The following is a 12,419-nucleotide window of genomic DNA, read 5'->3' on the forward strand; positions in this document are numbered from 1 at the left end:
AATGAATTATTTATTTATAAAAAATTATGATTTTATATTAAATTTATTTAAAACTTTTTGCATTTTTATTATAATAATTTTTTTTGGAGCGTTTTTAAGTGTCATAGAAAGACGTGTATTAGCTTTATTTCAAAATAGATATGGTCCGAATAGAGTAGGATATTTTGGTTCATTGCAGTTATTTGCTGATATGATTAAAATATTTTTTAAAGAAGATTGGACTCCTCCTTTCGCAAATAAGTTTATTTTTAATATTGCTCCAGTATTAGCATTTAGTACTGTTTTTTTAATATGTATAATTATTCCATTTGATATTAATTTTTGTATATTTAATTTAAAAATCGGAATATTATTTTTTTTAATGATGGCAAGTTTATCTGTTTATTCAATATTATTAGCAGGTTGGTCTAGTGGAAATAAATATTCTTTATTAGGTGCAATACGAGCTGCAGCTCAAACTATAAGTTATGAAATTTTTTTAGGTTTATCAATAATGCCAACGGTAATTAAATGTGGATCTTTTAATTTAATAGATATTATTGATAATCAAAAACATTTATGGAATGTCATTCCACACTTTTTTAGTTTTATTATATTTTTTATTTCAGCTTTAGCAATATGTCATCGACATCCTTTTGATCAACCAGAATCTGAACAAGAACTTGCTGATGGTTATCATATAGAATATTCTGGTATGAAATTTGGAATGTTTTTTATAGGAGAATATATTTCTATGATAATTATGTCTTTTTTAATTACATCTCTATTTTTTGGAGGTTATTATGGTATATATTGTTCTTCTTATATTTGGTTTTTTTTAAAATCCTTAATTTTTATATTATTTTTTATATTAATTCGGGCTTCTTTACCGAGACCAAGATATGATCAAATGATGATATTTGGATGGTTAATATGTTTTCCTATTGCTTTAATAAACTTAATTATTATTGCATTTTTTACATTAATTTATAGAATTTAGTATCGAGGTTAATATGTTTTTTAAAAATTTTTTTGTAGGAATAATATCGCAAATAAATAGTATATTTTTAGTATTTTTAAACGCTTTTTCTAAACGAGAAACTAAATTATATCCAGAAAATCCTGTTTCTTTATCTCCTAGATATCGAGGAAGAATAATACTAACTAGAAATAAAAATAAAGAAGAACGTTGTGTAGCTTGTAATTTATGTGCAGTAGTATGTCCAGTAGGATGTATTTCTTTACAAAAAGAAAATTTATCTAATAATCGTTGGCGTGCAAAGTTTTTTAGAATTAATTTTTCTAGATGTATTTTTTGTGGATTATGCGAAGAAGCATGTCCAACAGCAGCAATTCAATTAATTCCAGATTTTGAATTATCTGAATATAAAAGACAAGATTTAATATATGAAAAAGAAGATTTATTAATTTCAGGTCCTGGTAAATATTCTGATTATGATTTTTATAAATTTTCTGGAGTATCAATTAAAGAACCTAAAAAACAATTAAAAAATAAAAAAAATAAAACTATAGATATAAAAAGTCTTTTACCTTAAGGAGAAAATTTAATGCAAGTTTTTTTTTATATATTTAGTTTTATAACAATTTTTTCTACAATATGTGCTATTTTTCAAAAAAATCCTATATATTCTTTATTATATTTAATAATTTCTTTTTTATCTATTTCAGGTATTTATTTTTCTTTAGGATTATTTTTTATTGGTTCTATAGAAACTATTATATATGCTGGTGCTATAATGGTTTTATTTGTTTTTGTAATTATGATGTTAAACTTAAAAAATGATTTTTTTTTTAAAAAAAAAGATTTTATTATAAAATTTTTTACTATATGTATTTTTTTTATTTCTATATCTTTGATAATTTATATACTTTATATATTTCGTATATTAGATTATAAATCTATATATATAGATATCATAAATATGAATATTCTTGGAAAATATCTATTTCATAAATATATATTTTTTATAGAACTTATTTCTGTAATTTTATTAGCATCATTAATCGTTGTTGTACATTTATGCATTCATAAAAAAAACATTAAAATTGAATAATTTTTGGAGTTTATTTTGGTTACTATTTTTAGCGGTTTAATTTTATCAATGTTATTATTTTTTTTAGGATTTATATGTTTAATTATTCAAAGAAATTTATTATATGTTTTAATTGGTTTAGAGATTATGATTAATGCGATAGCTTTAATGATAGTATGTATAGGTAATTATTGGAAACAAATAGATGGGCAAATTATGTATATTTTTATAATTACTATTGCAGCTTCTGAGGCTAGTGTTGGTTTAGCGTTTTTAATAAATATTTATAAATATAAAAATACTTTAGATATTAATGTTTTAAGTGAGATAAAAAAATGAATGTTTTGTGTTTAACAGTTTTCATTCCATTATTAAGTTTTATATTAATAATTTTTTCTCGAAAAAAATTTTCAAATTATATATATAATATTTTAGGTGTAATGCCTGTATTTTTTTGTTTTATATTAATAAATTATTTTTACATAAATTTTTTTTCTGAAAATTCTTATATTGAAAAAAATTTTTGGACTATATTATCTGTAAATAATTTTAATATTACTTTTGGTCTATATATAGATAATTTATCTTTAACTATGTTACAAGTCATTACAGGAGTAGGTTTTTTAATACAAGTGTTTTCTATTTGGTACATGCGAAAAAATATTGATCTTTCTAGATTTTTTGCTTATATAAATTTTTTTATTTCTAGTATGAATTTATTGGTTTTATCTAATAATCTTTTATTAACTTATGTAGCATGGGAGATAGTAGGTTTTTGTTCATATGCTTTAATTGGTTTTTATTATGTAGAAAAAAAAAATATTGAATCTGCAATGAAAGCATTTGTTATTACAAGAATTGGTGATTTATTTATTTTACTTGCTATCTTTTTATTTTTATTTCAATGTAAAACATTAAATTTTCATGAATTAAATGCAATAGCTTTACGATATAATACATCTTTACCATGGAATGATATTTTAACTTTAAGTGCATTTTTTATCTTCTTAGGTACGATGACAAAATCAGCACAGTTTCCATTTCAAGTATGGTTAACTAAAGCAATGGTAGGACCAACTCCTGTATCTGCATTAATTCATTCAGCTACTATGATTACAGCAGGTATTTATTTAATAATTAGAATGCATAATTTGTTTGAATTATCTTCGACATTATTAACTTTAATTTCTATCATTGGATCAATTACTATTATTTTGTCTAGTATATCTGCTATTTTTGAAAAAAATATAAAAAAAATTCTTGCTTATTCTACTATGAGTCAAATTGGTTATATGTTTTTAGGATTAGGAATGAAATTTTGGAATGTTGTTTTAGCACATTTGGTTATTCATTCTTTTTTTAAAGCATTATTATTTCTTTCATCTGGTTCCTTAATTTTTTCTTGTTATAATCAAATGAATATTTTACGTATGGGTGGCCTAAAATATAATTTACGATTTTTATATATTGTTTTTATCATCGGTATATCTTCTTTAATTGCGTTGCCTTTATTTACTTCTAGTTTTTATACTAAAGGATCTATTATTTGGGATTCTTTTTCTAAAGAATATTATTATTTTTTTATAGTTGGAATTATTGGATCATTTTTAACATCTATATACGCATCTAGACTTTTTTTCTTAATTTTTTATGATGATTTAAACATTTCAATAAAAAAATCAAATAATTTTTTTAATATATTTCCGTTATTTATTTTATGTATATTATGTTCTTGTTTGAGTATTGTGTATTTTCGTCCTTTCTTAAATATATCAATCTATTACGAAATTACAAATTTAAAAAAAAATATATTTGAAATATTTTTATCTATTTTGATTTTTTTAGGAATATTTATTTCATATTATTATTTTGTGATACATAAAAAAAATACTTTAACTGTTTTAAAAAAACATAAAAATTCTGTTCTGTTAACGTTATTAAAAAAAAATTTTGGTTTAGATTTTATTTATAGTATATTTTTTGTAAATTTATTTATTTTTTTAAAAAAAATTTTTTATATAGATTACATAGAAAAAATTATGAATATCTTTTATTTTTTATTAAAAATAAGTAATAAATTTTTAATTAAATTTCAAAATAAATCTTTACAATTATATATCTTATATATTTTTCTAGGAATCATGATATCTGTTTTATTTATTAATATAATTTTTTATATTTTTTTTGAGGATATTTTTTAATTTTATATATTTTTTTAAGTATAATTAATATTTTTTAAAATAGGATTTTTTATTATGTTTCTTTGTGCATTAATTTTTATACCTTTTTTAGGAGGATTTTTTTCTTGGCAATTTGAATTTTTAGGAAAAAAAATACCTCGCTGGATTGCATTATTTTTTATAAGTTTAAATGGTTTTTTACTTTTAGATTTTTTTTATAAGAAACAATTTTATTTATTAAAAAAAAATATTGATCATTTTTTTTATACAGAAATTAATGTTTCTTGGATATCTAATTTAGGTATACATTTTCATTTAGCTTTAGATGGTTTATCATTTTTAATGATTTTTTTAACTATTTTTTTAACTTTTATTTCAATTTTATTAACTTGGAATGAAGATATAAAAAATATAGGTATTTTTTATTTTTGTATGATGTGTATTGTTTCAAACTTAATAGGTATATTTTTATCTTGGGATTTATTTTTATTTTTTATTTTCTGGGAAATTATATCTATACCAACTTATTTTTTAATGACATTTTGGGGTAAAAAAAATAATTTTTTAAATCGATCTCAAATTGCAAATAAGTATTTAATATATTCACAAATATCTGGATTAATATTTTTACTTTCTATGATCAGTTTAGTAAAAATTTATTATGATAAAACTCATATTTTAACTTTTGATTTAAATATTTTAAAAAATTTTTTTGAAAATAATATATATACATTGTTTATTTTAATTGGATTTTTTATATCTTTTATGATTAAAATCCCTTTAATTCCTTTTCATAGTTGGTTTCCAAGTTTTCATAAAAATACTCCTATTTCTGGAGCTTTTGATTTAGTTGGAATTATAATTAAAGTAGGTATATATAGTTTATTACGATTTCATCTATTATTATTTTCTAACATATCTTTAAAGTATTCTATTTTTTTTTGTATTTTAGGAGTAATTTGTATTTTTTATAGTATTTTTATAGCTTTTAATCAAAATAGTATTAAAAAAGTTATAGCATATATGTCTATTTCGCATATGGGTTTTATTTTAATTGCAATTTTTTCTAGGAATATTTTAGCTTATCAAGGAATTATTTTATATATGATTTCTTATAGTTTGTCTACATCAGCATTGATCATTTTAACGAGAATATTATATAAAAATTTTCAAACAGATAATTTTAAAAAAATGGGTGGATTATGGGAACATATGTTTTTTGTTCCAGGTTTTTTCTTATTTTTTATTATGTCTAGCTTAGGAATACCAGGAACAGGGAATTTTATTGGAGAGTTTTTAATATTATTAGGTAGTTTTCATGTTTATCCTATATTAACTGCAGTTTCTATGATAGGATTAGTTTTTTTTGCAGTTTGTTTTTTAAATATGTTTCATAAAATTTTTTATGGATCTAATAAAAAAATTTTATTTTTATATAAAATTTCTATTTTAGAATTTATAATTCTTTTTATTTTGTCTTTTTTATTAATATTTATTGGATTATATCCGAATATTGTATTAAATATTTTTGATACTTCAATAATATAAATTTAACGAGAAAATTTCTATTTTTATTTTAATTTCAAGGTAAATTTACTATGCCTTTTATTTTAAGCAAGTTTTCTTTATTGCTTCCTGTTATTGTATTGATTTCTGCAGTTATAATAAATTTATTGATTATTATTTTTAAAAGACATTTTTTTTTATCTTTTTTAGTTACTTTTATAAGTTTATGTATATCTTTTTATTGTACAGTTAAATTAATTCACAATGTAGATTTATATGGATTGTACTTATTATTTTTAGAATCTATTAATTTTTTTTATATTATAATATTTTTTTGCAGTAGTATATTAACCTGTATTTTTTCTTATATATTTTTACGAAGTAAAAATATTAATAAAGAAGAGTTTTTTATATTATTATTATTATCTAATATTGGCGGGTATGTATTATTATTATTTAATGATATGATTTCATTATTTTTGGGAATAGAGTTATTATCTTTACCTTTATTTGGATTAATGGGATATTTTTCTTCTAAAAATTTTAAAAATTTAGAATCTTCTTTTAAATATTTTATTTTATCTTGTATAACTTCTATATTTTTATTGTTTGGTATAGCATTTATTTATTTATCTTTTGGCACTTTAGATATTGTTACATTAATATCTATTAATTCTTTATTTTTGAAAAATTTTAATTATTTATTTTTTTTAGGAACAGTAATTGTATGTTTAGCATTATTTATTAAATTTATTTTATTTCCTTTTTATTCATGGATTCCTGATATTTATGAGGGTACACCTTATCCAATTTTAATTTATTTATCTAATTCAGTAAAAATTGTAATTTTTTGTACATTATCAAATATATTATTGTTATTACCAAATCAATATAGTATTTTTTTATTAATTTTAAAAATTATGTCTTTAATATCTATTATTGTAGGTAGTATATTAGCTTTTTTTCAGAATAATTTTAAAAGACTATTAGGATATTGTACTCTCGTAAATTCTGGTTATTTAACTATTTTTTTAATATTTTTTAATAAAAATACTATTTTTTATGAATCTATTAAATTTTATTTAATAGGATATTTACTTAATAGTATTGTGTTATTAGGATCAATGACGTTAATATCTGTTGTTTTAGAAAATAAAAATTCTTATTCGTTCAAAAATTATTTAGGATTATTTTGGAAGAGTAAGATTTTATCTATTTCTATAATAATTTCTTTATTATCTATGATTGGAATACCATTAACTATTGGTTTTTTCAGTAAATTTTATTTATTAAAATTTTTAATTGAGAATAATTCAATTGTATTTATAATAAGTATATTATTTGGAAGTGTTATGAGTATATATTATTATTTTAATTTTATAAAATTATTTTTCTATACAAAAAATGTTAAGTATTCTAGTACTTTGTTTAAACCAACTAAATTATATATAGTATTAAAAATTTTATGTTTTATTTTTTCATTACTTATTATAATAGTTGGAATTTTTCCAGATTTAATTAATAATTTTTTATATTTATTATAAAATTTTTTATATAAAATTTAATTAAAGTATTTATGCGTTATGTATTTATTTTTATAAATTTTTTATTATTTATATAGTCTATAAACATAGAAATTTGATTTTAAAATTTTTTAGTATATAAAATATAAAAAATATTAATATATTATTTGAATTTAATATAAATTTAAATTTTTATAAAATGAATTAAAATTTTAAACTCTATAAAACATAAGAATACATATTATTAAATAAATTTATTTAATATATAAGATGATTGTTAATATTAAATAACTTATATTTATTGAATAAAATAAATTTAATTTATTTTTTTTATATTGACATTATTAGATTAAAAATTATATTAAATATTTTTCATATATTTATGTATTCTTAATATAGAGTATATTTAAATTTAAATTGAAATTGAATATAATTTAATATATTTTATTTTTTTTAAAACATATAAATTTATTATATTTTTAATAAAATTAAATATTATAAAAAAATTTTAAAAAATTTATTGGGTTTATTATTTAATAAATAATTTTTTTAAAATAATTTTTTATTTATATAAAAATTTTATTTTAAATAATAAAATAATTTTTTAGAGATAAGTTTGTATTGTAATATATAAATTAAAATTATTAATATAGAATAAATATTTTATTCATTATTAAAAATAATTTTTTTTATATAAATAAATAATTTTTTATTATATATTTTCATATAACATTGATATATAAGAATTTTGTTTTAATAAAAAATTTATTAATAAATGCTGTTATAAAAATATGTTTTAATTTTAACTTAAATAAATTATAATTTTTTTTGGAAGATATATGAATTTATATGATTTTTCTATAATTATTGTTGTTTCGTTATCTACTTTTTTCGGATTAATAAGAGGTTTTTTAAGAGAAATAGTTTCTATATTGATTTTTTTTATTAGTATTATGATTTTTTGTTTATTTAATTCATTAGTTTTAAAATTTTTTTTTTCAATTAATAATGGATTTTTTGAAATAATTTTTTTTGTTATTTTTTTTAGTTTAATTTTTTTGTTTTTAGAATCTATGTCGTATTATTTTTTAAAAAATGTATTTCAGGATTTAGGGATACTTGGTTTAAATAATTATATTTTAGGTTTTTTATTTGGATTATTAAGAGGAATATTGATAGTATTACTTTTACTTTTATTTATAAATAAATTTTTACATATAAATAATAAATGTTTTTTAATGCATTCTTATTTTTTTCCAATTTTAATTAAGTTTTTATATTTATTTTAGTATTTTATAAAATAAATTAAATTTTTTATAATTTTTTTTATTTTAAAAAAATAAATATTTAATTATAAATAAATTTTTAGTATAACGTGAAGTAAGAAATATGATTAAAAAAATGATATATGCGTCTAGATGGTTTATGTTTCCAGTATACTTTGGCTTGTCTTTAGGTTTTATTTTATTAACTTTAAAATTTTTTCAAGAAGTTTTTTATGTGCTTCCAGAGATATTAGTTATTTCAGAATCAGGATTAGTATTAGTAGTTTTATCTTTAATTGATATTGCGTTAGTTGGAGGTTTATTAGTAATGGTGATGTTTTCAGGATATGAGAATTTTATATCTAAAATGCATATGGAAGATGATAAAAATAGATTAGAGTGGATGGGAAAAATGGATGTAAACTCAATTAAAAATAAAGTATCTTCTTCTATTGTAGCCATTTCTTCTGTTCATCTATTAAAACTATTTATGGAAGCAGAAAAAGTTTCTGATAACAAAATAATTTTATGTGTAATTATTCATTTAACTTTTGTTATTTCTGCTTTCGGTATGGCATATATTGATAAAATGAGTAAAAAAATAAAATAATAAAAATTTATTTATTATTTTATTAATTTACTCAATTTTTGATAAGAATTATTATAAATTTTAGTTTTTAAACATTGCTGAAATAGATTCTTCATTACTTATTTTTTTAATTGCTTCAGCAAGCATAGTAGATAAAGTTAATATTCTAATTTTAGGTATTTGTTTTATATTTTTTGATAATGGAATAGTATCACATACAACAATTTCATCTAAACATGATTTTTTGATATTTATATATGCTGATCCAGAAAAAATTGGATGTGTAGCATATGCAAAAACATTTTTTGCTCCTTTATTTTTTAAAGCGTAAGCTGCATTAGATAAAGTTCCACCTGTGTCAATCATATCATCTATTAAAATACAATCTCTATTTTTTACATCTCCAATAATGTTCATTACTTTAGAAACATTTGCATGAGATCTTCTTTTATCAATTATAGCCATATCTGTATCATTTAAAAGTTTAGCAACAGCTCGTGCTCGAATTACGCCCCCAATATCTGGAGAGACTATTATCGGTTTTTTAAAATTTTTTTGCAACATATCTTTTAATAGTATTGAGCTTCCAAAAACATTATCTACAGGTACATCAAAAAATCCTTGAATTTGTTCTGCATGTAAATCTACAGTTAATATTCGATCTATTCCAACATTTGATAATAGATCAGCTACTACTCTCGCTGTAATTGGAACTCTTGATGAACGAACTCTTCTATCTTGTCTAGCATAACCGAAATAAGGAATGACAGCTGTAATTCTTCCAGCTGAAGCTCTTCTTAATGCGTCTACCATTACAATTAGTTCCATTAAATTATCATTAGAAGGTGCACAAATTGATTGAATAATAAATATATCTCCACCCCTTACATTTTCATTAATTTTGACATTAATTTCTCCGTCACTAAATCGACTAACTGTAGCTTTTCCTAAATTTGCATTTAGTAATTTAACTATAGAGTATGTTAATTTAGGAACGGAATTTCCAGAAAATATTTTCATATTAAACATATCAATCCTATATTAGTATAGATAATTTAAAACTTTAAAATATTTTATACAAATTATAAAATAAAAAACATCTATTTGAATAGTTTTCATATATATAAAAATTATATAAAATTTTGATATGATTTTTATTTAAAGAAAGTTATTCTTAAAAGAATTATACATGAAAGTATTTTAATGAAGAATAATATTTTTTTATTTTTTTTTAAATAATTTTTTTAACATATTAATTATATCTATTTTAAAAAAAATTAATTAAATAAAATTATTAATCTAATAAAATAAAGATATGATAAAATTTAAATTAAATATTTTAATTTATTTGAAAATTTTATAAATTTAAACAGGTTTATTATTTTTTATGAATACTTCTATGTTAAAGAAATTAGAATTTTTAGAAAATAGATTTAATGAAATTGAAGCAAATTTATCTAATAAAAAAATTATAAAAGATAAAAAGCATTTTTTAAATTTGTCTAAAGAATATTTAAAAATTTCTAATACAGTATTATTATTTAAAAAATGGAAAAAAAATGAGTTTAATATTATTAAAACAAAAAAATTACTATTAGATTCAGAAATTTTTTTATTAGCGCAAGAAGATTTAAAAAATTTAAATCAAAAAAAAATTCATTTAGAAAAAAAAATTAATTTATCTTTATTATCGTCAGATTCTCAAGATAATTTAAATTGTTTTATAGAAATTCGAGCTGCAACAGGTGGAGATGAATCTTCTATATTTTCTGGAGATTTATATAAAATGTATGTTCGTTATGCAGAATTAAAGAATTGGCATGTAGATTTGATACATTCACATAACGGTGATCATGGTGGATTTAAAGAAATTATTATAAAAATTATTGGTTATGGAGCATATGGTCGTTTAAAATTTGAATCTGGAGGTCATAGAGTACAAAGAGTTCCTAAAACTGAAGCACAAGGAAGAATACATACATCTACTTGTATTATTGCAGTCATGCCAGAATTGCCAAAAGATGAGGAAATAAAAATTGAAAGTAAAGATTTAAAAATTGATACTTTTAGATCTTCTGGAGCAGGTGGGCAACATGTGAACACAACAGATTCAGCTATTCGAATTACACATATTCCTACTGGAATTGTTGTAGAATGTCAAGACGAACGTTCTCAACATAAAAATAAAGCTAAAGCTCTTTCTGTTTTATCTTCTAGAATTTATTCAGAGCAAGCGTTAAAAAAACATCAAGAATCTGCATTAATGAAAAAAAATCTTTTAGGTAGTGGTATGCGTTCTGATAGAAATCGAACATATAATTTTTCTCAAAATAGAATCACTGATCATAGAATCAATTTAACTTTATATAAGTTAGATAAAATTTTAGAAGGAAATTTAGATGTTTTAATTGATCCAATAATGCAAGAATATCAAGCAAAAAAATTATTAAAATTATCTGAGATTTATGAATGAAGATTAAAAAATGGAAGAAATTCGCATTAAATTTTTTAAAGAAAATAAATAATTCTAATTTAGATATAGAAGTTCTATTAAGTTATGTATTAAAAAAACCGCGTAGTTGGATTATTTGTTACGATAATTATTATTTAAATTTAAAAGAAATAAAAAAATTAAATAAATTATTAATACGTCGTTTTTATAATGAACCATTAGCATATTTAATTCATAGAAAAGAATTTTGGTCGTTAAATTTTTTTGTTTCTAATAAAACTATGATTCCTAGACCAGATAGTGAAATTTTAATTGAACAATCTTTAATAAAAATTAAAAATAATTCTTATAAAATTTTAGATTTAGGTACAGGATGTGGAAATATTGCTATATCAATTGCGTATTCTAAATCAAATTGTTATGTTACAGGTATTGATTATTCAAGTGAAATAATTAATATTGCTAAGTATAATGCAAACAAATTTAATTTAAAAAATATTAATTTTATTTGTAGCAATTGGTTTAATTCTATATTTAATAAAAAATATCATATTATTGTAAGTAATCCACCATATATTAGTTATAAAGAATTTTTTTATTTACAGGAAAATTTGCGATTTGAACCAATTACAGCATTAATAGCAAAAAACAATGGTTTTTCTGATATAATTAAAATTATTAAATATTCTCAAAATCATTTATTTAATCGAGGATGGTTATTTATTGAACATGGTTGGACTCAAAAAAAAATAGTTCAAAAATTTTTTAAACAATATCATTATATTAATATTAAAACGTATAAAGATTATAGCGGACGAAATAGAGTAACTTCAGGTCAAAAATATTATTAGTAAATATATTTTTTAATAAA

12 protein-coding genes are annotated in these 12,419 nt (G+C 19.2%); 11 read left to right on the forward strand and 1 reads right to left on the reverse strand.

What is annotated here, in order from left to right:
- The first annotated feature begins 1 nt into the window (after position 1).
- The 9 genes from nuoH to AB4W57_RS00675 all read left to right on the forward strand — a co-directional run bounded on the left by nuoH (position 2) and on the right by AB4W57_RS00675 (position 9,117).
- The gene (gene nuoH, locus AB4W57_RS00635; RefSeq protein ID WP_367677639.1) at positions 2–979 is read left to right on the forward strand and encodes an NADH-quinone oxidoreductase subunit NuoH; all 978 of its coding nucleotides are present in this window, start codon (positions 2–4) and stop codon (positions 977–979) included.
- Positions 980–992: 13 nt separating this feature from the next.
- Positions 993–1,535, forward strand: coding sequence for an NADH-quinone oxidoreductase subunit NuoI (gene nuoI, locus AB4W57_RS00640; protein ID WP_367677640.1), 543 nt, complete (start codon positions 993–995; stop codon positions 1,533–1,535).
- Between the two features lie 12 nt (positions 1,536–1,547).
- On the forward strand, positions 1,548–2,054 hold the full coding sequence (locus AB4W57_RS00645) for an NADH-quinone oxidoreductase subunit J (protein ID WP_367677641.1): 507 nt from the start codon (positions 1,548–1,550) through the stop codon (positions 2,052–2,054).
- A 15-nt stretch (positions 2,055–2,069) separates the two neighbouring features.
- The gene (nuoK, locus tag AB4W57_RS00650) at positions 2,070–2,372 is read left to right on the forward strand and encodes an NADH-quinone oxidoreductase subunit NuoK (RefSeq protein WP_367677642.1); all 303 of its coding nucleotides are present in this window, start codon (positions 2,070–2,072) and stop codon (positions 2,370–2,372) included.
- The gene (locus AB4W57_RS00655) at positions 2,369–4,234 is read left to right on the forward strand and encodes an NADH-quinone oxidoreductase subunit L (protein ID WP_367677643.1); all 1,866 of its coding nucleotides are present in this window, start codon (positions 2,369–2,371) and stop codon (positions 4,232–4,234) included. Before nuoK ends, AB4W57_RS00655 begins: the two co-directional genes overlap by 4 nt.
- 54 nt (positions 4,235–4,288) lie before the next feature.
- A complete protein-coding gene (locus AB4W57_RS00660; RefSeq protein WP_367677644.1) occupies positions 4,289–5,761 on the forward strand; it encodes a NuoM family protein in 1,473 nt (490 codons plus the stop codon).
- A gap of 50 nt (positions 5,762–5,811) precedes the next feature.
- Positions 5,812–7,263, forward strand: a complete 1,452-nt coding sequence (locus AB4W57_RS00665) for an NADH-quinone oxidoreductase subunit N (protein WP_367677645.1) — start codon at positions 5,812–5,814, stop codon at positions 7,261–7,263.
- An 818-nt stretch (positions 7,264–8,081) separates the two neighbouring features.
- The gene (locus AB4W57_RS00670; protein WP_367677646.1) at positions 8,082–8,531 is read left to right on the forward strand and encodes a CvpA family protein; all 450 of its coding nucleotides are present in this window, start codon (positions 8,082–8,084) and stop codon (positions 8,529–8,531) included.
- 100 nt (positions 8,532–8,631) lie between these two features.
- Positions 8,632–9,117, forward strand: a complete 486-nt coding sequence (locus tag AB4W57_RS00675; RefSeq protein ID WP_367674172.1) for a TIGR00645 family protein — start codon at positions 8,632–8,634, stop codon at positions 9,115–9,117.
- Positions 9,118–9,177: 60 nt separating this feature from the next.
- Here AB4W57_RS00675 and AB4W57_RS00680 read toward each other — a convergent pair whose 3' ends face one another.
- The gene (locus AB4W57_RS00680; RefSeq protein WP_367677647.1) at positions 9,178–10,125 is read right to left on the reverse strand and encodes a ribose-phosphate pyrophosphokinase; all 948 of its coding nucleotides are present in this window, start codon (positions 10,123–10,125) and stop codon (positions 9,178–9,180) included.
- 358 nt (positions 10,126–10,483) lie between these two features.
- Here AB4W57_RS00680 and prfA point away from each other — a divergent pair, with 358 nt between their 5' ends.
- Entirely contained in the window at positions 10,484–11,569 is a 1,086-nt protein-coding gene (gene prfA, locus AB4W57_RS00685; RefSeq protein WP_367677648.1) for a peptide chain release factor 1, read from the forward strand.
- Positions 11,566–12,399: a peptide chain release factor N(5)-glutamine methyltransferase gene (gene prmC / locus AB4W57_RS00690; RefSeq protein ID WP_367677649.1), complete on the forward strand. Its 834-nt coding sequence runs from the start codon at positions 11,566–11,568 to the stop codon at positions 12,397–12,399. The genes prfA and prmC overlap by 4 nt, the downstream gene beginning before the upstream one ends.
- Positions 12,400–12,419 lie beyond the last annotated feature (20 nt).

This window comes from Buchnera aphidicola (Chaitophorus populicola), from assembly GCF_964058995.1.
Lineage (GTDB): Bacteria > Pseudomonadota > Gammaproteobacteria > Enterobacterales > Enterobacteriaceae > Buchnera_J > Buchnera_J aphidicola_BO.